Annotated in this window: 22 protein-coding genes; 10 read left to right on the top strand and 12 right to left on the bottom strand. The window is 43.5% G+C overall.

What is annotated here, in order from left to right:
• The first annotated feature begins 1 nt into the window (after window position 1).
• Window positions 2-1,723 carry a DNA mismatch repair endonuclease MutL gene (mutL, locus tag ASN18_RS10870; protein ID WP_085052768.1) on the top strand — a complete coding sequence of 574 codons (1,722 nt, stop codon included), beginning with the start codon at window positions 2-4 and terminating at the stop codon, window positions 1,721-1,723.
• 41 nt (window positions 1,724-1,764) lie between these two features.
• On the opposite strand, the gene ASN18_RS10875 is transcribed toward mutL, so the two are convergent.
• The 8 genes from ASN18_RS10875 to gspG all read right to left on the bottom strand — a co-directional run bounded on the left by ASN18_RS10875 (window position 1,765) and on the right by gspG (window position 8,990).
• A complete protein-coding gene (locus tag ASN18_RS10875; RefSeq protein ID WP_236861688.1) occupies window positions 1,765-2,877 on the bottom strand; it encodes a SpoIIE family protein phosphatase in 1,113 nt (370 codons plus the stop codon).
• Window positions 2,877-4,664, bottom strand: a complete 1,788-nt coding sequence (locus tag ASN18_RS10880) for a PAS domain-containing sensor histidine kinase (protein WP_085052770.1) — start codon at window positions 4,662-4,664, stop codon at window positions 2,877-2,879. The genes ASN18_RS10875 and ASN18_RS10880 overlap by 1 nt, the downstream gene beginning before the upstream one ends.
• 298 nt (window positions 4,665-4,962) lie before the next feature.
• Window positions 4,963-5,637, bottom strand: a complete 675-nt coding sequence (locus ASN18_RS10885) for a methylenetetrahydrofolate reductase C-terminal domain-containing protein (protein ID WP_085052771.1) — start codon at window positions 5,635-5,637, stop codon at window positions 4,963-4,965.
• A gap of 19 nt (window positions 5,638-5,656) precedes the next feature.
• Window positions 5,657-6,508, bottom strand: a complete 852-nt coding sequence (gene folD, locus ASN18_RS10890; protein ID WP_085052772.1) for a bifunctional methylenetetrahydrofolate dehydrogenase/methenyltetrahydrofolate cyclohydrolase FolD — start codon at window positions 6,506-6,508, stop codon at window positions 5,657-5,659.
• Window positions 6,509-6,524: 16 nt separating this feature from the next.
• Window positions 6,525-7,082 (bottom strand): GTP cyclohydrolase I FolE, encoded by a 558-nt coding sequence (folE, locus tag ASN18_RS10895; RefSeq protein WP_085052773.1) that lies wholly within the window; start codon window positions 7,080-7,082, stop codon window positions 6,525-6,527.
• Window positions 7,079-7,675, bottom strand: coding sequence for a 5-formyltetrahydrofolate cyclo-ligase (locus ASN18_RS10900; protein ID WP_085052774.1), 597 nt, complete (start codon window positions 7,673-7,675; stop codon window positions 7,079-7,081). Before ASN18_RS10900 ends, folE begins: the two co-directional genes overlap by 4 nt.
• The gene (locus ASN18_RS10905) at window positions 7,672-8,451 is read right to left on the bottom strand and encodes a carbon monoxide dehydrogenase accessory protein CooC (RefSeq protein ID WP_085052775.1); all 780 of its coding nucleotides are present in this window, start codon (window positions 8,449-8,451) and stop codon (window positions 7,672-7,674) included. The genes ASN18_RS10900 and ASN18_RS10905 overlap by 4 nt, the downstream gene beginning before the upstream one ends.
• 101 nt (window positions 8,452-8,552) lie before the next feature.
• On the bottom strand, window positions 8,553-8,990 hold the full coding sequence (gene gspG / locus ASN18_RS10910) for a type II secretion system major pseudopilin GspG (RefSeq protein ID WP_085052776.1): 438 nt from the start codon (window positions 8,988-8,990) through the stop codon (window positions 8,553-8,555).
• Between the two features lie 217 nt (window positions 8,991-9,207).
• On the opposite strand from gspG, the gene ASN18_RS10915 reads away from it, so the two are divergent.
• Together ASN18_RS10915 and ASN18_RS10920 are read left to right on the top strand one after the other, a co-directional pair.
• Window positions 9,208-9,408, top strand: coding sequence for a type II toxin-antitoxin system HicB family antitoxin (locus tag ASN18_RS10915; RefSeq protein WP_085052777.1), 201 nt, complete (start codon window positions 9,208-9,210; stop codon window positions 9,406-9,408).
• Window positions 9,401-9,613, top strand: coding sequence for a type II toxin-antitoxin system HicA family toxin (locus tag ASN18_RS10920; RefSeq protein ID WP_085052778.1), 213 nt, complete (start codon window positions 9,401-9,403; stop codon window positions 9,611-9,613). The genes ASN18_RS10915 and ASN18_RS10920 overlap by 8 nt, the downstream gene beginning before the upstream one ends.
• A gap of 42 nt (window positions 9,614-9,655) precedes the next feature.
• On the opposite strand, the gene ASN18_RS10925 is transcribed toward ASN18_RS10920, so the two are convergent.
• Genes ASN18_RS10925 through ASN18_RS10940 form a run of 4 tightly spaced genes read right to left on the bottom strand, consistent with a single transcriptional unit; the run spans window position 9,656 to window position 13,992 of the window.
• Complete coding sequence (locus tag ASN18_RS10925; RefSeq protein ID WP_085052779.1) at window positions 9,656-10,441, bottom strand: flavodoxin family protein; 786 nt, start codon at window positions 10,439-10,441, stop codon at window positions 9,656-9,658.
• A gap of 30 nt (window positions 10,442-10,471) precedes the next feature.
• Window positions 10,472-11,116 (bottom strand): DedA family protein, encoded by a 645-nt coding sequence (locus tag ASN18_RS10930; protein WP_236861690.1) that lies wholly within the window; start codon window positions 11,114-11,116, stop codon window positions 10,472-10,474.
• Window positions 11,113-12,579 (bottom strand): APC family permease, encoded by a 1,467-nt coding sequence (locus tag ASN18_RS10935; RefSeq protein WP_157072943.1) that lies wholly within the window; start codon window positions 12,577-12,579, stop codon window positions 11,113-11,115. The genes ASN18_RS10930 and ASN18_RS10935 overlap by 4 nt, the downstream gene beginning before the upstream one ends.
• A gap of 30 nt (window positions 12,580-12,609) precedes the next feature.
• On the bottom strand, window positions 12,610-13,992 hold the full coding sequence (locus ASN18_RS10940; protein ID WP_085052780.1) for a cbb3-type cytochrome c oxidase subunit I: 1,383 nt from the start codon (window positions 13,990-13,992) through the stop codon (window positions 12,610-12,612).
• Window positions 13,993-14,246: 254 nt separating this feature from the next.
• Here ASN18_RS10940 and ASN18_RS10945 point away from each other — a divergent pair, with 254 nt between their 5' ends.
• From ASN18_RS10945 to cas2, 7 genes are read left to right on the top strand one after another with little or no spacing between them, the layout of a single operon-like run.
• Window positions 14,247-16,712, top strand: coding sequence for a CRISPR-associated helicase/endonuclease Cas3 (locus tag ASN18_RS10945; protein ID WP_085052781.1), 2,466 nt, complete (start codon window positions 14,247-14,249; stop codon window positions 16,710-16,712).
• A gap of 14 nt (window positions 16,713-16,726) precedes the next feature.
• Complete coding sequence (cas5c, locus tag ASN18_RS10950) at window positions 16,727-17,449, top strand: type I-C CRISPR-associated protein Cas5c (protein ID WP_085052782.1); 723 nt, start codon at window positions 16,727-16,729, stop codon at window positions 17,447-17,449.
• On the top strand, window positions 17,424-19,313 hold the full coding sequence (gene cas8c / locus ASN18_RS10955; RefSeq protein ID WP_085052783.1) for a type I-C CRISPR-associated protein Cas8c/Csd1: 1,890 nt from the start codon (window positions 17,424-17,426) through the stop codon (window positions 19,311-19,313). Before cas5c ends, cas8c begins: the two co-directional genes overlap by 26 nt.
• 24 nt (window positions 19,314-19,337) lie before the next feature.
• Window positions 19,338-20,273 carry a type I-C CRISPR-associated protein Cas7/Csd2 gene (gene cas7c / locus ASN18_RS10960; RefSeq protein WP_085052784.1) on the top strand — a complete coding sequence of 312 codons (936 nt, stop codon included), beginning with the start codon at window positions 19,338-19,340 and terminating at the stop codon, window positions 20,271-20,273.
• Entirely contained in the window at window positions 20,273-20,962 is a 690-nt protein-coding gene (gene cas4 / locus ASN18_RS10965) for a CRISPR-associated protein Cas4 (RefSeq protein ID WP_085052785.1), read from the top strand. The genes cas7c and cas4 overlap by 1 nt, the downstream gene beginning before the upstream one ends.
• Window positions 20,959-22,014, top strand: coding sequence for a type I-C CRISPR-associated endonuclease Cas1c (gene cas1c / locus ASN18_RS10970; protein ID WP_085052786.1), 1,056 nt, complete (start codon window positions 20,959-20,961; stop codon window positions 22,012-22,014). Before cas4 ends, cas1c begins: the two co-directional genes overlap by 4 nt.
• Before the next feature lie 7 nt (window positions 22,015-22,021).
• Window positions 22,022-22,309, top strand: coding sequence for a CRISPR-associated endonuclease Cas2 (cas2, locus tag ASN18_RS10975; RefSeq protein WP_085052787.1), 288 nt, complete (start codon window positions 22,022-22,024; stop codon window positions 22,307-22,309).
• Window positions 22,310-22,578 lie beyond the last annotated feature (269 nt).

Genomic DNA, 22,578 nt, shown 5'->3' on the forward strand with positions numbered 1-22,578 from the left:
AATGCCGGTTATTCAGGTACTTGACAGCACGCTCATTGATAAGATAGCCGCCGGTGAGGTGATTGAGCGCCCAGCGTCAGTGGTAAAAGAACTTGTTGAGAATTCCCTTGACGCTGGCAGCTCCTCTATCAAAATAGATATCTTAAACGGCGGCAAGCACCTGATACGAGTAGCTGACGACGGCAGTGGTATGGCTGCTGAGGATGCCCACAACTGCATCAAAAGACACGCCACAAGCAAGATAAGACAGGAGAGTGATTTGTCTCGCCTTCAAACGCTTGGCTTTAGAGGCGAGGCGCTGTCGTCCATCGCATCAGTGTCGAGGATGACAATAACCACCGCTCACGCTGGCTCATCAACCGGCACCACAATAGAAATATATGGCGGCACGGTTAAGGGAGCGCGCGAATGTGCCGCCATTGGGACAACTATCGAGGTCAGAGAGCTGTTTTACAACACACCGGCCAGAAAGAAATTCCTCAAAAGTACGCAAAACGAATTATCTAACATATTTGAGACAATTACCAACGCCGCACTGTCCTATATTAACGTGAAATTTGTTGTCAACATTGACGAACGAGAGGCGATGAACCTGCCAAGCGCTGCGGCATTAGAAGAGAGGATACAGCAAATCTACGGCGGTGAATTCTTAAACGGCCTCATGTCGTTTAAAAAAGAGACACCAGCGCTGTCTATTCATATGTTAGAGGGCTTTGCGTCAAAGGAGGGATTTTACAGACGTTCCAAAAGCCACCAGTACATGTTTATCAACCGAAGGCCGGTCAAGGACAATGTCCTCAGAGCCGCGGTCTATCAGGCATACAAGACACTAATCAGAGACGGGCAGCACCCTATATTTTTCCTATACGTAGGGGTAGACCCCGGAGAGGTTGATTTCAACGTACATCCAACAAAAAAAGAAGTCCGCTTCGCCGACCGCGACTCTGTATACCGCATGACCCTTTCATGTATAGGTAAGGCCATTATTAAGACCTCTGAGCCGGAGGTGCCTCCTGTTCCCGCTAATTCGACAGCCGAAGACAAATCCGAATCAATAGCCACACCGCGTCCCCAAAATATGAACTCAGTATTTTCTGAAAATACTACAGTAGCAGCCCCTTCCTCCCAGAACTGCGCCCCTGTACAATTAGCCCTGACTCACGCGAGGGATTTTATCTATCTTGGCGATGTGTACGCGGCCTACGCACATAAGGATGGCCTCTGCGTTATAGACCATCACGCCGCTCATGAGAGGGTACTCTATGAAAAATTTAAAAATTCTTGCAGCCTGATTATAAACAGACTGCTCTTTCCTTATAACGTCAGTCTGCCTGCAAGAGACTATGCGCTGCTCTGCAGCAATCTCAGCCTGCTTAATGACATGGGAATAGAGATAGAAGATTTCGGGAAAGATATGTTTATTGTACGGGCAGTGCCGGTTGAGCTTTCAAGCGCTGACATTACTGCGATTTTATCAGACATTGCCTCAAGCCTTGTTGATGTAACGGTAGAATCACCGGTTGATATTATAAAAGACATAATTGCCAAGCGAATAGCCTGCCATAGTTCGGTGAGGGGGAAGGCAGTACTGTCAGACGAGGAATTATCCAGGTTAATTGATGACCTTAGCTCCGCTAATGACCCGGAACACTGCCCGCACGGCAGACCCACACAGATATTTATATCTATCGACAACCTCAGAAAGCAGTTTAAGAGAACATGAGGGAGACGCTACATCCCCCACGCACTTAATCTATTAGCTAACTATTCCTTTTCGATAATAATAAGTGTAACATCATCTTCAAATTTGCCATTAGTGCACTGTCTCATTTCAGCGACAAGTGTGTCGCTCAACTCCTTTATCGGCAAGGAATAATTAGTCTGCAAACAGGCAGTCAACCTCCCTAAAACTACTTCCTCCTTACTATTCTTATTCTCATATAAACCATCAGTATATATAATCAGGCGATCTCCTTTTTTAAAGTCATGTTCCATCTCACTGTGTTCTATATTAGGTGATATACCAAGCATACCAGATGAAATAGTAAGTTCGATTACCTTTCTGTCTCGAAGCAAAAATAGAGTTGGTTGTCCCGCGTTTGAAAAAATAATTCTGTTGTGCTCGAAGATAATATATAGTCCAGCCACAAAACTATCTTCTTTTGACAAAACACCATGAATACATCTATTAATGCTTACTAAAAACTCACTCGGGTGAAATGATGGCACAGGACAATAATCGAAAATAGACAAAATCCGCATTGACATAAGCGCTGGTGTATAGCCATGCCCACAAATGTCGGCTACGAAAAGCCCAACTTTGCCATCAGGTGTTTTATTATGTATCCAGAAGTCACCGGAAATATCCAAGGCGGGTTCATTGAAAAACACAGCGTTCAGCCTAGCTTGCTTAAGGAATTCTGCAGACTCTTCTCCATTTGTCAAAAACCTTTGTTGAACAACAACAGCATTTTTATAATAGTCTACCCGTTCCTTCTCAAGCTGGCCTCTTTTTGCTAAACTTTTTACCCTTGCAAGCAGTTCTATCAACTCAGGTGGCTTTTTAACATAGTCATCCGCACCATTAAAAAGGGCTTTTTCAATTTGTGATACTGAAGTTTCAGCCGATAACATGATCACAGGGATAATAGAAGTCTTTGGATTTTGTTTTAGTTGATCCAAAACCTGAAGACCATCCAAGCCTGGCATCAAAATGTCTAGAATTATAAGATCTGGTTGACTTTCGACTGCCATTTCCAAACCCTTTTGACCATCATCGGCTAAAAGAACAGTGTAACCAAGATATTGGATATTAATATCACAGTAATAGCGAGTATTTTCATCATCATCAACAACTAGCACTTTAATATCGTTCATTATCCCCTCCATTGTTTAAGTGTGAAATAAAATGTAGTTCCAACGCCTAACTCACTCTCAACCCAAATCTTTCCACCCATAGTCTCGATAAGCGCTTTACAAATTGCAAGTCCTAAACCAGTCCCCTCAATATGCTTAGTTTTCTGGGAGCGCCAAAATAACTTGAAGATATGTTTGAGTGTTTCTTCATCCATACCAGGACCTGTATCTTTGACAGTTACTAAAACCATATCATCCTCTACAACTTCTGCCTGCACAACAATTAATGCATTTTTCTCTGTATATTTAATCGCATTTCCAATTATATTTGACAATATTTGCATTAACTGCAGTTTACCAACTCGAATTAAAGGTATATCAGCTTGAATCTCCAATTTAAGTTCTAATTCTTTAGCATTAATATCGTCCAATAGACTTGACCTAGTTGCGTCTAATTCCTGACGTAAATCTACGGCTTCATAGTGAGGTTCAATTACACCAGCTTCGATTTTGGAAAATTCAAGTAATCCAGCAACCATGCTATTCATTTGACGAGTGGAGCGATGAACTTTTACTAAAATGTTAAGAAGCATATCTTCTCGCTGCAAAAGCATACCTTCTTTGCAAGCTTTAATTAATGTCTGCGCACCTAAAGAAATTCCATTTAACGGTGTACGCAATTCATGGGCTACCTTAGAAAGTATTTCATTTTTTGCCCGGCTCGCTTCCTTTGCAATTTTAAGTTGTTGCACGTTCTTATCATTTTCAATCTGTTTAGAAATATCTTGCAGCATTCCGATAATCGCTGGCTTTCCATTAATTAGCATACGCGATGCTTGTATCTCAACATTCACAAATCCATTGTCTTTTTTTATACATCGAAGAGAATAGTTTCTTCCAGCTCCATCTTTGATAAGCCATTTGCGGATGACAAACATACTATGCTCTAAATTATAAAGTATTTCTGATATCTCTTTTTGATCCTCCTCAGAAACTAATTCTATGGCTAATTTCTCGATGATTTCATCTGGATGATCATAACCTAATATCTGTGCAAAACGCGGATTTACATATGATAGCTTCCTGTTTTGAATGATATATATTCCTGCAAGAGACTGTTCTACCAGGAGTCTAAACTTTTTTTCAGATTCCTTAGTTCTAGTAACAATTGGCTTTGTGAACAACATAAACGCATAAACACCAATTAACATAGTCAACATAACTAAAATGAAGACTATTATTCCTTCAATAATTAAAGGGTTTCGAATTATAGCCATGTCTATCTTCATAACGATCCCATAATTCTGACCAAGTGCATTAAGTGGCATATAAACATTCAACACTTCTTCATTGTTACAATCCAATCCAATCATATGGCCTTTATGCCCTTGAATGGCAAGTCGTATCGGTTCCACACACTTGGCATCATATGCTATAGAGTTGGTCTTATTATGATTTGATGCAAGCAAGAGTTCAATCCTATCGCTGTTACGCTTCCCCCAGACAAAATCAATAGGCTGACCAAAGCCATTTTGTCTTACAGTTTGTAACTTTTGAATTTCAACAATAACTTTTTGTTCGATTATTGATTGATGTTGTGAATCACTGCTTACAGCTTTGCTCGACTCATATTCAATCTTTGCCTCAATTATTCGGATATGAAGTTCTGCTACAGCTTCTAAAGTCTGAAGTTGTTTTTTAATCGAATCCTGATATTGCCGCCATGCGACAATAGCAATAATACCTATGTACAGTGCTGCTAAGAAAACAATAAAATTAATAATTCTTCTTATTTTTTCGCTTTTCATTCTCCATATAATACGCAATATTTGTGCCAGTACATATTCTTTCTAAGTGACTGTATTTACACGATAAATATTTTGACATTTTTGTACTAAGTAGGATTTTACACCCATTTTATGGAATTGTTACCCCTATGATGTCATAGAGCGGCTATATTTCTATAAGACTAAAAGCCAATGATTTGTGTCAAAAGTAGATTCATTAGGTCAGGGCAGACACTATGGCACCACGAAAAGCTGCTTTCAAATGCCAAAGGCAGCCGCAATTTAAGTCCTGCCGCTGCCTTAACTTACTGCCTTATCTTCAGGCCTTCTTTTCTTTTTTATCTTTATCCGGCCTTGCCATTGCGTGCGGGTTTTGCTTTTTTGACCAGTCCTTGGGCGGTAGTATATCGTTCATTTTATCAAGCTCATTTACCTTTTTCTGTCTCTCGTAGATACGCACCCAGGCGCACTTGATCTCTGAACTGACTTCGCAGTTACCGTCTTTCATGCCGCCGCAGGGTCCGTTTAAAAGCCCCTTCGGGCAATTCGTAATCGGGCAGATACCGCCGGTCTTGTCTATTATGCAGTCACCGCACAGGGAACATCTCTCGTCAAATACCTGAAACCTGGTCATGTTTCCCAGAAACATGGTGTCGTTTGACGGATATACGGGTTTATCAGGGAATATCTCAACGCCTGACTGTGTCCCTGCGCCGCAGGACATTACTACGATTGCATCTGCGGCCGCACAGGCGTCTTTGTCTTTTTTCAACTCTATTTTTGTACCAAGCGTCTGACACCCCGTCTTTGGCACGATCATACCGGTTACGGTCTTGCCTTCCTTTTCAAGTTCCTCTTTTAGCGTCTTCATGGCTGCCTCGTCGCCTGTCCCGCACAGAGAAGCGCACTCAGAACAGCCAATCAGATAGAAACTGTCATATTTTTTGAAGTTCTCCATGAGATCTTCATGAGATTTCTTTTTTGATATAATCATGTTGTCCTCACTTTGCTATTTATTTTACTGTTGCCTTAGCCGCCTCGACTGTATTGTACATGAGCATGGCTATAGTCATAGGCCCAACGCCGCCGGGGACAGGGGTTATAAACCCAGCCCTCTCCTTTGCCTTTTCAAACTCCACGTCGCCGACTAGTTTGCCGTCTTCTTTGACGTTGATGCCTATGTCGATAACAGCGGCGCCTTCTTTAATCCAGTCACCTTTGATCATCTCTGCCTTGCCTACTGCGGCACAAAGTATGTCGGCCTTCAGGCATGTCTCCTTCAGGTCTGGCGTCCTGCTATGGCAGATTGTCACCGTTGCGTGCTGCCTCAGCAGAAGCAGCGCTATGGGTTTCCCTACGATAACACTCCTTCCCACCACTACTGCGTGTTTGCCCTTGGGGTCAACTCCGTAGGACTCAAGCAGCTTCATACAGCCGTGTGGCGTACATGGCAGAAAGCCAGGCTCGTCAAGCACCAGCCGTCCAAGTGAATCAGGCCCAAAGCCATCTACGTCTTTTGCCGCTGAGATTGCGTGCATGACTTCTTTTTCGTTGAGGTGTTTGGGCAGGGGCAGTTGGACGAGTATCCCGTGAACCTTCGGGTCGTTGTTAAGATTGTCTATGAGCTTCATAAGCTCTTCCTGAGTAGTGTTTTCAGGTATTTTGTTGCCCAGGCTTTTTATTCCCAGCGATTCACAAGTCTTTTCCTTGCTTGATACGTATTTCTTTGATGCTGGGTTCTCACCTACGAGGACGACCGCAAGGCCGGGCACCACACCCTTTGCCTTCAGTGCCTCTACTTCCTGTCTTAATGCCTCTGTTATGTCCTTAGCTACTTTTTTTCCATCAATAATTGTTGCCGACACAAAAACCTCCTTGAATTTACTTTTTTATGAGAGCAAGCATTTCCTCTCTGGTTGATTGTTTGTTTCTGAATATACCTCTTACCGCCGATGTAACTACCCTCGCACCGTTTTTCTTCGTCCCACGCATACTCATGCACAGGTGTTCGGCGTCAATAATGACCATCGCGCCCTTTGGCCGGAGTTTTGCCATTATCAAATCAGCCAGCTCCGTAGTGAGCCTCTCCTGCACCTGAAGCCGCCTGGCCAGAATATCAACCGCCCTCGCCAGCGACCCAATGCCCACTATCTTGCCCGCGTTGGGTACGTAGGCTATGTTTACGGCACCAAAAAATGGCAGCAGGTGGTGTTCGCACATCGAATAAAAACTTATATCCTTAAGTATTACCATCTCCTCGTGGCTTTCACCCTCTATCGGACGCAGTATCTCCTCTATCGAAGTCTCATGTCCTGAAAGAATCTCCTCGTACATCTCAGAAATACGCCCCGGCGTGTTTCGCAGGCCAGGCCTTGAGGTATCCTCTCCAACGCCCTCAAGTATAAGGCGTATGCCTTCCTCTATTTTTTGCTTATTCACGCGGCAGACACCCTGAAAACCCCCGACTCAGTTACAATCATATCTATCCTCTGGTCATAACTCATGACCGGCACAGATTCCATGACTTGTTCATCATAGGCGACAGCGGCAAGCACAGGGCGTTGGCCTTTTATCCCGCTGATAAATCTGTCATAGTAGCCGCCGCCGTAGCCGACACGTCCACCTGATTTGTCAAAGGCAAGGCCCGGCATGACAATGACATCTATATCTTCTGCAGAGCACTTTGCAGCCAGTTCAGGGTGCGGCTCCGGGATGTTCATATATCCAGGGACAAGTTCAAACAGGTTTGTTATAATATATGGCTCAAGCGAGCGCTCTTTAAGATTAACACGGGGCAGAACTATTATCTTATTCAACGTTAATGCAGCAGCAATCATGTCCAGCGTGTTTGGTTCACTCCTGATGGAGGCAAAGAACATGACTGATTTGGCCTTAGTAAATTCTCTTGTTTGGAATAAATTTTTGTGTATTTCACTATCTTTGGTCTTTTTAGTTTTGGGGTCAATAGAATCCCGCAGCCGAAGCGCCTCTCTTCGCAGCGCCGCCTTATGGTCATTTAGTGCTGCAATCATCGCTCAATGGCCTCTTCAATGGACTTTTTAATCATCTCAGCCTCTGTAACCGCGCTGGGGGCGTGAAGAAACGGTGGAGCTGCGTTGATGTCTGCCCTGACGATGTCCGGGCTAAAGCTGATATGCCCGATGAGCTTCATGCCTTCAATGTTCTCTTTGATGAAATCTAAGTCGGCAGCATCCCTGATTTTACTTGCCGCGACAAAGACATTTTTGACGCCAAGTGTTTTAGCCATTTCCTTGATTGTCCTGGCGGTTTGGAGGCTCCTTGAGCCTGGCTCAACGACGACGACAAAGGCGTCAACCGCCTCAGCAGTCCCGCGCGTGAGATGCTCTATACCTGCTTCCATATCAACTATAACCACCATATCGGGATCAAGAACAATGTGCCTGAGCAGCCTTTTAAGAAATACATTCTCAGGGCAATAGCACCCCGATGACGCCTCTTTGGATTTACCCATGACCAGCAGCTTTATACCATTAATATCAATGCTGCACGCCTCTGGAATGTCATCTACACGCGGGTTTAGTTTAAACACTCCGCCCATAGAGCCGGGTTTTGAGCCGGTTCGCTGTTCAATCAGCTCAGACATCTCTGCAATTGGTTTTATGTCCTTGATTTGAGACTGAGAAAGGCCGAGGGCTGAGGCCAGATTTGCATCGGGGTCAGCGTCAACGGCTATAACCCTCCTGCCAGCGCGCACATACAGATAGCTCAACATCGCCGCAAGCGTGGTTTTCCCGACACCGCCTTTTCCTGTAATTGCGATTTTCATGAACTATTATTTTACCAAATGAGATGAGATTATGTCAAAGGCGAGAATTGCCTGTCTGAAATGGCTGATGTAATTACCTTGTCACGCTAAATAGAGGCTGGTTATTCCCAGCTCGTAACATCTTTGTTTTCGCCCTCGCCGCCTTCTGAGCCGTCTGCCCCGAATGAGTAGAGGTCATAGTCGCTGTGTTTGCCGGGATAGACGTAGTGATATGGGCGTTTCCATGGGTCAGGCGGTATATTTTTCTTTAAATATGGGCCGTCCCAGCCGTCCGCTCCTGGGTTTTTCTGAAGCACTTCAAGGCCTTCTTCTGTCGATGGAAACCTGCCTGTATCCACCTTGAACTGTTCAAGTGCCTGTCCGAGAAGTTCAATCTGCGCCTTAGCGGCGGATTGCTTACTCTTTCCAACCTTACTAAACATACGCGGGGCAACCAGTGCCGCAAGAAGCCCAAGTATCAGCATGACTACCAGCAGCTCAATCAGTGTAAAACCACGTTTATCTTTAACTATCAGCATAGCTTTTAAATTCAACCCCATTCCCTCCTCTGTAAGTATGCCGTTATGTTAGCAAAAAATTATGTGAAAAATAAAGGGCTGATGTCAGATACGCTGTGCTGCTTAAATGAGTTTAATAAAGCTGCTTAAGACAAATTACAAGATTCTGCATCTTACTTATGATCATCAGACTTGTAAGATTTGCAATAAATGCCTAAAAACTGTAAAATAATAGCTAATAAGTACCTGGAGGTGTTCTATGAGATATAAAGTAAATCTTAAGAAAACAGAAGAGGGTTATTCTGTTTGGGTTGTCGGTCTTCCTGGGTGCTGGTCACAAGGTAAAACAGAGGAAGAAGCGCTCGAAAATATCAAAGATGCCATTCAGTCATATATAGAAACCGTGGAAGAATTAACAAAAGGTAAAGAAACTCGTTTTGTTGAAGTGGTTCATGCCTAAATTGTCAGGGGTAAATCATCAGCGGGCTGTCAATGCTTTTAAAAATGCTGGCTTCAGAATAGCTCGTGAGGGTAAACATATTACAATGACCAATGGTGAACGAATCATAACAATTCCACGAGCAAATCCGGTTGACGCATTTACAATGGCAGGAATCGTGAAAGATGCAGGTCTTACCATTGAAGGATTTAAAAAACTGTTATAGCAGAATAGTAAAGACACCATGTATGTAGCCTCGTTTATTAATCTACGGAGCAGGCCATGGGACGCTGCCTGGCCCCAGGTCTTTCATCATATTCATCGTCACTCCTGCGATTGCCTTTGCCGCCGCTGCTTTGACAGGATTTATGCTTGTATCGTAGTAGTAGCCCTTACCGTTATAAAACTCATAGTCAGCCGGTAAATACTGTCTGCATTTGAGGAATATCTTTTGCATGATGTGAAAGCTGATAAGGTCTTTCAGCTTGGGTATTGGCAGTGTTGTGTTCAGGCAGGCGCTGTAGAATTTTTTTGCTGCCTCGTCAATGGCTTGCTCCTTTCTTGTGACCGCCCGTTGCGTCTGCGCCCACGGCGGCGTTGCTATCCCCAGCTCGTGTACTATCTGTGAGCCTGCCAACGCATTTTTTAGTAACGACAAAGTAATCTCCGGGTTGTCACCTCCCATGTTCACTATGGACAATACCTTCTGACGGTGAAACTTTGGCCGATGAGTTGTGTAGGCGAAGCGGTCAATAAAATTTTTCATGAGCCAACTGACATTAAGCACATACATCGGTGATGAGAGAATGACACCGTCTGCCGCCAACAGCTTTTGCTCTACCACAGCGCGGTCATCCTTAATCAGAGGACACCTATTCTCGCCTGCAGACAGGCAAGTATAGCAGCCGGTACAGAGTTTCAGATTTAGGTCTTTCAGGAAGAGGTACTCAAAGTCAGTGCTGCCCATTGTCTTCATCTTCTCTTCAATCATTCTTACTATCTGATACCCGGCGCCTTTCCCCCTGGGGCTGCCCATTACTGCTATTATTTTCATGCCTGACGCCTCCTTTGCTGAATAGTTTAGCTATTTCTTCTCGTACTTATGTCTAAGGAACTCAACTACGGCAGGCAGTATGGAGATTATAATTATTGCAAATATGACAAGCGTAAAGTTGCGTTTGACTATCGGGATATTGCCAAAGAAATACCCGGCCGTTGAGCATATGCCAACCCAGCATATGCCGCCAATGATGTTATAGGTGGTAAAGCGTTTGTAGTTCATCTTGCCAATGCCGGCAACAAATGGGGCAAATGTTCTTATAATGGGCACAAAACGGGCTATGATTATTGCTTTAGCCCCGTATTTCTCGTAAAACTTTCTTGTGCGCTCAAGGTATTCTTTGTTTAGCAGGCGTGAGTTTTCGTAGTGAAATACCTTCGGGCCAATATAGTAACCAGCCCAGTAGTTCACAGCATCTCCGATTATTGCGGCCAGAGAGAGCGAGATTATCAGCCAGTGGAGCTTAAGAGTACTTATAGCGGCAATCGTCCCGGCAGCAAACAGGAGTGAATCCCCGGGTAAAAACGGTGTTACGACAAGCCCTGTCTCACAAAACACTATTACTGAAAGCAGGGCGTATGTCCACATACCGTAGCTGTTTGCTATATCGCCGAGGTGTTTGTCGAGGTGCATAACAATCTCTATGAATTGTTTCAACAGGTCTATCACTGCAATGTTGCCCTCCTTGTCCTCTTAACAGAATATGTAAAATAAATAACAAGGCCGATTACCAGCCACACTATTAGTCTCATCCATGTATCAAACGGTAGTCCGAACATGAGATAAAGACAAAAGAGTATCCCCCCGATGGGGACAGCAATGCCGCCCGGTGCCCTGAATGCCCTGTGTCTTTGCGGCTGAGTGTATCTGAGAATCAGCACCCCTGAGCAGACTATCAAAAAGGCAAGAAGTGTCCCTATGCTAACCAGCTCTCCGGCTATTTGAATCGGCAAAAGCGATGAGGCCACACACCCAAAAAGCCCAGTTATAATAGTCGAAACATGCGGGGTATTGAATTTCTTGTTGATTTTTGAGAACCCCTTTGGAATCAACGAATCCCTGGACATCGAATAAAATATCCTTGACTGACCCATCAGCAGCACAAGTATCACTGAGGACAACCCTGCTATTGCGCCGATTTTAACAAGGGGAGAAAGAAAATGGAGCCTCATTGCATCTACAGCAACCGCAATAGGGGCAGACACCTGTAAATCTGTATAGCGTACCACAGATGTTAACACCAGAGAGACGCTCACATAGAGAACTGTACAAATAATAAGGCTGCCAAGTATCCCTATGGGCAGGTCGCGCTGAGGGTTCCTTGCCTCTGATGCAGCCGTCGATACCGTGTCAAATCCTATATATGCAAAGAACCCAACACCCGCCCCGCGCAGTATCCCGCTCCACCCAAAAGAGCCGAACTCCCCCGTATTGGGCGGTATAAACGGACTCAGATAAGACATGTTCATAAAAAATACCCCTGCTGCTATAAATATGAGCAGTATCGATACCTTTAGAACAACTATCATAGAGTTAACCCATGACGAAAACCTTATCCCCATGAGGAGAACAACAGACATTGCAGTTACGATAAAGAGGGCCGGAACGTTTAAGACATCCCCCGTTACTACCCATTTGTGAGATGCTGTGTCATATGTAAACGGTGGCCCGCAGAGATACTTTGGAATATTGATACCAAAATCGCCAAGGAAACTAACCACATATCCAGACCAACCAATGGCCACAGTAGCAGCCCCAAGAAAATACTCCAGAATCAAATCCCAGCCGATTATCCATGCTACTATCTCACCCAATGTAGCATAGGCATAGACATAGGCGCTGCCAGAGATGGGAATCATCGAGGCCAGCTCGGCATAACAAAGCCCTGCGAATCCACAAGCGACAAAGGCCAGAAGGAAAGACAGCACAATAGCCGGCCCGGCATAAGTTGCCGCGGCCTGTCCGGTCAGGACAAAAATCCCCGCCCCAACTATTGCCCCCACACCAATTGCTGTGAGTTCCACCGGTCCAAGTGTACGTCTTAGAGCAGCTTCTCTGCCGGTATCAGAAAACGCCTCTTCCTGCAGGGCGTCTATCTGTTTCTTTTGCAATAGTCTTTCGTATGTCTTCAATATTAAGCGGCTCCTTTGTACAATTTTGAGTTATCCATCATGCAGAGGCGTGGCAGGATTATTATTTTTTGAGCGCATTGCCCTCAACACTACTATCAGAAACAAAAAGCCACCTAGTATGGCTACAGCGCCGCCGAGCCCCATAAGCCCCATGCTTGCAACTTTTTTAAACGTGTCGAGGCTCTGGGCGCTGCCTGTTACCTTGCGCTGAATGCCGTGACCACCGCCCCAAGCGAGTCCGGCTATATGAATAAGCTGTCCGGCGGCGTATATGAATGTCTGGAGTTTTGCAAGTTTTACAGTGGGCTCGTTGAATCCGAAGCGAGGCAGCAGATAATAAGTCAGCCCCATGAATGATAGAGTTACGCCAACAATTACGCCGTGGTAGTGGGCTGGGATAGTGACGTTGACGCCGCTAATCATATAACCGATAGCGCCGCCCGCCCCAAACAGCAGCATCGAACTAATCAGGGCAGCGCGCAGGTGTTTTTTATTTGCCTCTATCTTTGTTTTAATAATCGATGCCATGATTAGCAGTGCGATGACGATAACCGGCGCACCAATCCCCCACTCCATCAGCTCAGTGAATTGTCCTATGTACTCCTCTGACCCTGTCTGTTGTGTAAGGATAATGATTGGGGCATAGAGAGAGGAAATAAGCAGCACTGAAAACATGGCAACTGCGGTCTTTGGGGTGAGGTTAGGGGAAAGACCTGCTGCCCTGGCAAGCCACACCCAGGCGGTGAGCATAATTACGGTATCGAGCATCTGAAGCAAATGACCGCCGCCCCAGAACAATATCTCATAGTATCTAAGCGGGGGGAGGTCTTTGGGGATAGAGAGGTATGTCCATAGGAGCGTACACATTGCAAGCAGTCCGATGACAGCCCCGGCATAGAGTCCGAACTTCTGCGCCCCATCATCAGAGTCAGTTGCGTTGGAAAGTGAAATAGTGAGTAGAGCGCGCAAGAGCAGCAACGTGAATCCGGCGAAGAATATGATAACCCCAATGTGAAATATCTTATCGTCAAGCATAGGCACATAATTGTTCATAAGCGGATGACTGGCGCCGAGAAAAGGCGACAGTGCGATAATGACTGTACCAGCGGCAGCAACACACAAGGCAGCATACCCTAAACCAATAAATGATTCGCTGCCGTTTAAAGTCCATAGTACGCCAGCAAAGGCAAGGAACCAAATCGTAACAGACAAATCGACATGAACAACGAGGGCAACTTTAAAGAAATCGATAAGAGGGAATATATCCTGGATTTTAGGAGTACGAGAAAGTACAAGCAAAACAGCCAAAAGCCCTGAAGTAAGCAAAGAGGCAACGCCAAGGAACAACCAACCGGCAGCCAGCGAACAGCGCTTCCCCGCAGTGACTTCAAGCACACTTAACACCGTATTCATATAGCGATATAATAAGGGATAGGCGCGGTAAAGTCAATGGCGAGCATTGAGGTGTGAAATGACGGCATAAAGCCGTGGGGATTTCAAGTATTCCATACCATGTTTAATATAGTTGTTGCGTTTATTATTATTTTATATTATCCTACAAATATGAAATCATAGATTATGATGTCAGATATATAGCTTGTTACATAGAAGTAACATTAAACTGTATTTGTTAAGTTAGTAATGCCTAAATATATAGGAGAATAAATATGTTTAAAATAGATGATTATATAGCTCATTACAACAAAAATATTCAGGCAACACATCCATTATCATCTCACCTTGAGGACGTTTCTGAAAAAGCTGGTGAGTTTGCTTCAAAGATAGGGTTAAAAGAATATGGTGAGATTATAGGTCTTTTACATGACATTGGAAAGGCAAGCGATGAATTTACCAAATATATAAAATCGGCTGAGGGCCTTATTGACTCTGATGCAGATGATTACGTAGATGCAGGTAAAATGAAGGGGAAGGTCGATCACTCTTCTGCTGGCGCGCAATTGATTTATCAAAATATTCCTCAGAAGGAAAAAAGAGATTTTTTACTTATAGCTGAGACATTGTCACTATGTATAGCATCTCATCATTCAGGGATGATAGATTGCATCTCACCAGAGGGGAAAGACAGCTATTCAAAGCGCATGTTAAAAAATGAAATAAAAACACATGTCAATGAAGTGATCGCAAGGCTTGACGAAGAGAAGAGGGAACACATAACAAAACGCCTAAAATCTGAAGATTTTTCATTGAACCTCATAAAGCGTTTCAATGGATTAAGAACCGACAATGACAGCAAAGAAACCCTTGCTTTCAAGTGCGGTCTACTGGTACGGTTTCTATTCAGTTGTCTAATCGATGCAGATAGACTCAATACAGCAGATTTTGAAGTACCAGACGCAGCAAAACTCAGAAATAATGTTAAATACAACAATTGGCCAGAGTTAAAAGACAGATTTGAAAATAATTTGATGGACTTTAGACCAGTTGGCATTAACGCTGTCCGTAATAATATTTCTCAAAAGTGTTATGAATTTTCCAATAGGCCAACCGGATTATATCAACTTACCGTACCAACCGGTGGGGGAAAAACATTAGCCAGTTTGAGATTTGCGCTGCATCATGCAAACAAACATAGTTTAGAAAGAATCATATATGTTGTGCCTTATACAACTATAATTGATCAGAACGCTGATGTGATACGTAAAATTATTGAGACAGAAATAGATAAAGGGTTTATCGTACTGGAGCATCACTCTAATTTAATGCCAGAAAATGAGACGGCCAGACAGAAAGTCCTTTCTGAAAATTGGGATGCACCTATCGTTATGACAACAAATGTACAGGTGTTAGAGACCTTGTTTGGCTCTGGTACGAGAGGTGCACGCAGGATGCATCAGCTTGCAAAGGCAGTAATAATTTTTGATGAGATACAAAATTTACCTATAAGATGTGTGCATATGTTTAATACAGCGGTCAATTTTCTTATTAATAATTGTGGCTCTACAGTAGTATTGTGTACTGCCACTCAGCCGCTTTTGGATAGAATTGAACCAGTTCAGAGGGCATTAGATATTAAAGCAGAACAGCAGATGGTTTCTAACGCAGCAGAACTTTTTAGCGAATTAAAACGTGTCAATGTATATGACAGGACAAAAAGAGGTGGTTGGTCAGACGACGAGATTGTAGAGCTTGTAGGCAGACAGCTTTCTAAAGCCAGCAGCGTCCTAATTGTAGTCAATACGAAACGGTCTTCAAAACAGCTATATCAGAAGTGTAAGCAATCACTTGGTGTTGATACTTTTCATTTAAGCACGAATATGTGCCCAGCTCATCGCATGGATACATTAAATAAAGTAAAAGAACTACTGCCTAATAGTCCTGTTGTTTGTGTAAGCACACAATTGATTGAAGCCGGAGTCGATATTTCCTTTGGTTCTGTCATTAGATGTTTAGCTGGGTTTGATTCGATAATGCAGGCGGCGGGCAGATGTAATCGTAATAATGAAATACAATCATTGGGTGATGTGATAATAGTAAATCCAAAGGAAGAAAATCTGGATAAACTTCCTGAGATCAACGAAGCCAAAAGGCAAGCAGAACGGGTTTTGAGAGAATTCAAAGAATATCCAGAACAATTTGACAACGATCTTTTGAGTCTCAAAGTGATCGAGCTGTATTACAGGTACTATTTTTATGATCGAAAAGACGATATGTGTTATCCAGTTGACCACAAGTCTAAACTAGGGTTGGATGATGATTTATTTAATTTACTTTCATTAAACGGGCGGTCAGTGAAAGAATTTAGAAGAATAAATAAAGGACATCTACCAGAGATACCGTTAAGGCAAGCTTTTATGAGCGCTGCAAAATCATTTAAAGCGATTGACTCAAACACAAGAGGAATTGTTGTTCCATACGGTAGAGAGGGGAAGATGCTTATCGGTAAACTTTGCTCAGAGTTTAAAGCTGATCAATTATATAAATATCTTCGAGAGGCACAGCGATATTCGGTTAATATTTTTCATGATAAGTTAGGGAAAATGCTTACTAATGACATAATCCACGAAGTGCAAAAAGAGACAGAGATATATCATCTTGATGAGCGTTATTATTGTGATGATTTTGGATTAAGCGACGATGCTGTAAATGAAATGGAATTTTTAATGTCTGATTAATCTGGGAGGCGCAGATGGTAAAACCAAACATTGTGGAATTCAAGGTAGAAGGAAAATATGCCCTTTTTACTGATCCACTTACAAAATTAGGTGGTGAGAAATGTTCATATCATATTCCCACCTATGAGGCATTGAAAGGCATATTAAGCTCTGTTTATTGGAAGCCGACTTTCACATGGGTTATTGATGAGCTCAGGGTGATGAAACGCATAAAAACGCAAACACGAGCTTCCAAGCCTATCATCTATAGCGGACAAGGTCATTCACTCGCTATTTATACCTATCTTAGTGATGTTGAATACCAGGTAAGGGCACATTTTGAATGGAACATGAATCGTCAGGACATGGCTGGAGACAGATGTGAGAATAAGCATCATGAAGTAGCCAAACGAATGATAGAAAAGGGAGGAAGACGGGACATCTTTCTTGGCGCAAGAGAATGTCAGGGATATGTGACACCGTGCAGTTTTGGCGAAGGTAGGGGAGATTATGATGATTACGGCGAAATATCTTTTGGCATGATGTTTCACGGGTTTGATTATCCAGATGAAATAGGCAGCAATGAATTCTATGCCAGACTTTGGCAACCCAAAATGAATGATGGGAAAGTACATTTTATTCGTCCTGACAAGTGTACTATCAAAAGGCTCGTAAGGCCAATGAAAGCCAACCCGCCCAAGTCGGTTGGATTAAATGAGGAGGGTTTACTCGATGAGTTGGACACAAAAACTTTATGATACGTATGAAAATTGCTCTGCGTTGATTGGCAAAATACCTGAAGATGATACTGTACCTCTTCTTCCGATTGGTCATACGACGCAGATGGCTCAGATCGAGATTGTAATCGATGATCGAGGGAACTTTAAACAGGCAAGAATTGTTAAAAAAGATGACGCCAGGACGATTATCCCATGTACTGAAAGTTCCGGTGGTAGAACAAGTGGTGAGTCACCACATCCCCTGTCGGATAAACTTCAGTATGTTGCAAATGATTACAAAGACTATGGTGGTGACAAAAAGCCTTATTCTAAATCTTATATAAATAATCTTGAGGCTTGGTGTGCATCGAATTACTGCCATGAAAAGGCAAAAGCGGTGTTGGAGTACGTCAATAAAGGAACTGTTATAGAAGATTTAATTAACCATGGAATATTACATTGCGTAAAGGACGGCAAGTTACTACACATATGGGAAGGAGACGTAAAGGATAAGCCTGAAATCTTTTTTTTGATTAAGGGTAATTCTTCACAATCAGATGCCTTTATTCGATGGGAAGTCGAACATCATGGAAATCCTTGTTCAAAAACATGGCAGGATGATACATTACGGGATAGTTGGATAAAATACTACTCATCTACCAAACAGAACAAGGCATTGTGTTATATCAAGGGGGATGAGTTATTGTCTGCCGATATGCATCCGGCAAAGATAAGAAATGATGGAGATAGCGCGAAGTTAATATCTTCAAACGATAAATATGGTTTTACATTTCGTGGACGTTTTACAGATGAGTTTGGTCATCAGGTTTGTGGTGTTAGTTTTGAAGCAACACAAATGATTCATAATGCCTTGCGCTGGCTTATTGGTCGTCAAGGCTATCGTAATGGTGATCAGACAATAGTTGCATGGGCGACATCTGGTAAAGATGTTCCTAATCCTGTAGCAGATATGCCTGATGACCTTCCAAGCGATGATCCTGCAGCTTCAGTTTCAACAGCACAGGAGTTTGCTGTTAAGTTAAGGGATAAAATTCGTGGTTACAAGAAAGACTTGGGTGATACAAGCAGTATAGTTATTATGGGACTTGATTCTGCATCGCCAGGGCGTATGGCTATTACTTTTTACCGTGAACTTACAGGTTCAGAATTTATAGACCGTTTGGATAGTTGGCATGAAACCTGTACATGGGTTCATGAGTATGGTATAAAAGAAAAGAAAAAGTTGATATTTGAAGGGGCACCTGCACCAAAAGATATTGCAATAGCTGCCTACGGTATTAATGTTGATGATAAGTTAACAAAGGCAACAGTCGAGCGTCTTTTGCCTTGTATTATTGATGGAAGGCAAGTTCCTCTTGATATTGTTGTCTCGGCAGTTCGCCGTGCATGTAATCCGTTATCTATGGAAACATGGCAATGGAATAAAACACTGAGTATTGCATGTGCTCTTTACAAAAAATTTTATGAGAAGGAGAAATATGATATGGCTTTAGATGAGAGTCGTAAAACAAGGGATTATTTGTATGGGCGGCTTTTGGCCGCCGCTGACAGCTTGGAAAATGTTGCATTATCTTTGACAGGAGAAAAGAGAGAAACTAATGCTGTGCGTTTAATGCAGCGTTTTTCTGACCATCCATACACCACATGGAAAACCATAGAGTTTTCATTGCTTCCTTACAGAATGCGGCTTGTAAGGGCAAATAAATATTTGGCTGTAATAGATAAGGTGATGACTATGTTTGAACCGTCGGAGAATTTTATAAACGATAAACCGTTAAGTGGAGAATTCTTGTTAGGATACCACTGTCAACGTGAGGTTTTAAAGCGTAAGAAAGGACAAGCTGAAGGCGGTGAGGATATAAATACAGAGGATGAGGGTTAATAACAATTAAAAAGGAGGATTTTCATGGAGACACTGAAGCACAAAGTTGATTTTGCAATCATTATAGGTGTAAACGGAGCAAACCCCAATGGTGATCCATTAAATAGCAATAGACCACGTATCAATTATGATGGATATGGTGAGATATCCGATGTATGCATCAAAAGGAAAATAAGAAACCGTCTTATGGAGGCAAAGCATGAGATTTTTGTTCAGTCTGATGATAACAGAGTAGATAAGCATAGGAGCTTAAAGTCAAGGTTTGATGCTTTTTTAGAATCAAATCCTAAGAAAAAAGAGATGGAAAAAGATGAAGATATCTTAAGAAGTGAAACTTGTATAAAATGGATAGATGTCAGATCGTTCGGTCAAGTTTTTGCTTACAAAGGAAAAAGTAAAGGGAAAAAAGAAACAGACGACAAGCAGGATGATAAGAAAGATGCTAGTGGTGTTTCTATTGGTATCCGTGGGCCTGTATCCATCCATTCGGCATTTAGCGTTACTCCAATACATGCCAATGTATCCAGCATACAGATTACAAAAAGTGTCAGCGGTGAGGGAGATGGAACAAAGAAGGCATCCGATACGATGGGAATGAAACATCGTGTCGATCATGGCCTATATGTAAGCTATGGCGCAATAAATCCTAATCTTGCTGAAAAGACATTTTTTTCTGATGTTGATGCTGCTGCTATACATGAAGCGCTAAAACACTTATTAGATAACGATGCCTCTTCTGCCCGTCCAGAAGGGAGTATGGAAGTTATTGCAGTGCTGTGGTGGAAGCATAATTCTAAACATGGACAATATCCATCTGCTGTGGTTCATAGATCGCTGAATGTTGTGTCTAAGATTGATGAGCCAAAGAAGGTTGGGGATTACTCAGTGAGATTCAAAACGCTCGATGGACTTAACCCTGAAATATTCAATCCTAACAATATTTCCATCGAACCATTTTGATGTTGTACGCTGAAGATGACCTGTTACCACTTTCAGCGTTGCAGCATCTGTTGTTTTGTGAGAGGCAGTGTGCGCTGATTCATATTGAGCAGGTGTGGGATGAGAATCTCTTCACGGCTGAGGGCAGGATATTGCATGAACAGGTTGACAGCGGCAAGTCTGAAAGCCGACGTGATATTAAAATATCTACCGGCGTTGTGCTCAGGTCGTTGGCGCTGGGGTTGTCAGGTAAGGCGGATGTTGTCGAGTTCCATAGAATCCGCAGCGATTCGAAACTAAAAGATGTTAAATGGCAACCCTTCCCTGTTGAGTATAAACGCGGTATTCCCAAAAAAGGTAATTACGATGTAGTTCAACTCTGCGCTCAGGCATTGTGTCTGGAGGAGATGCTTTGCGTCAAAATTGAACATGGGGCGATGTTCTATGGTAAGACAAAACGGCGACTCAACGTGTTATTTGACGCTGCACTTCGACAGCTTACCGAAAAGACTGCGCTCAGGCTCCATCAATTGATAGATTCAGGGGCAACGCCCATGCCGCAGTTCGGCCCTAAATGTAAGAACTGCTCCCTCATTGAAATATGTATGCCGCAGAAGATGAAAAAGGGCAGCCCGGTTGAGCAGTATTTGAGAAAATATGTGGAAATCCCAGGTGACGGGGATGTTGATGATATGGAGGCAGGGCGATGAAGAGACTATTAAATACCCTGTACGTTACGACACAAGGTGCGTATCTCACGAAAGAGGGCGAGACGGTTGTGGTCAAATCCGGCGATGATACGCTGGTAAAGCTGCCGGTGCATAATTTGGGCAGCATCGTGTGTTTCGGACAGGTGATGAGCAGTCCTGCCTTGATGGGGTTTTGTGCTGAGAGCGGCGTGTCGATAAGTTTTATGACTGAATATGGGCGGTTTCTTGCGAAGGTGCAGGGCCCGGTATCTGGCAATGTGCTATTACGGAGGGAGCAGTACCGTCGCGCTGACAACTGCGATGAGACATTAAAAATCGCAAGAGCGATGCTTACGGCGAAGTTCTCCAATTGTAGAACCGTACTTCGTCGCATGTTAAGGGACCATTCGGAGGTACGCGGCGGCGTGGCAGCCGGGAAATTTAACATAGATGCAGTATCGAAGGTGGCTGACAGATTAGGCATGTCGATAGGGAAGCTTCAGCGTGTGGAATCGCTTGAAGAGATAAGGGGGGTTGAGGGAGACGCTGCACACAGTTATTTCGGTGTCTTTGACAATTTGATTATTGCGCAAAAGGAGGAGTTCTATTTCAGGGAAAGGAGCAGGCGTCCGCCGATGGACAATGTCAACTGCCTGTTATCGTTTTTATACACGATTGTGTTGCATGACATACGTTCGGCATGTGAGGCGGTGGGGTTGGACCCTGCGGTAGGGTATATACACCGTGACAAGCCGGGGCGTCCTGGGCTTGCGCTGGATTTACTTGAGGAGTTTAGGCCATACCTTGCTGACAGGCTTGTAGTAAGTCTGATAAATCTGGGACAGGTGCGGGCGTCTGGGTTTAGGAAACAGGAAGCGGGTGGGGTGTTAATGGATGACGAGACAAGGAAAGCAGTTCTCATTGCATATCAAAAGAGGAAGCAGGAGGAGTTGACGCATCCTTTTTTAAATGAAAAAGTAGCGGTTGGGTTGCTGTTTCATGTGCAGGCGATGTTATTAGCGAGGTATATTCGTCAGGATTTAGATGGATATCCGCCGTTCATCTGGAAGTAGGAGGAAAATGCTGGTATTAATAAGTTATGACGTATCCGTGGAGGGAGATGGAAAGAGGAGATTGAGGAGGGTAGCGAAGACATGTCAGGACTATGGTCAGCGGGTGCAGTATTCAGTGTTTGAGTGCATCGTTGACCCTGCGCAGTGGACGCACCTGCGGCAACGGTTGATAGAAGAGATAGATAAAGACTGTGACAGTTTAAGGTTCTATTTTTTGGGATCGAATTGGAAGCACCGGATAGAGCACATAGGGGCAAAGGGCACATATGACCAGGAAGGACCGCTGATATTTTAACATGCGAACCCCAAGCGAACATACTTATGCAAGAATGGTTCGCGCAGATAATAATATGTTATAAAACAAAGGGTTATAAGAATGATCTTTGACAACTCTGGACTATAAGACATAAATATGTCTAAGTCAGCGGAAAGTACGCATAAGAACCTTGACTATCAACATTTTACAAGGCGACCGTCGCCCCTCATGCGGGGGCGTGGATTGAAACAAATCAACCACAAACCCTGACTACGTAATAGGCGTCGCCCCTCATGCGGGGGCGTGGA

Origin of the sequence: Candidatus Magnetominusculus xianensis, from assembly GCA_001541255.1 — a bacterium.
GTDB lineage: Bacteria > Nitrospirota > Thermodesulfovibrionia > Thermodesulfovibrionales > Magnetobacteriaceae > Magnetominusculus > Magnetominusculus xianensis.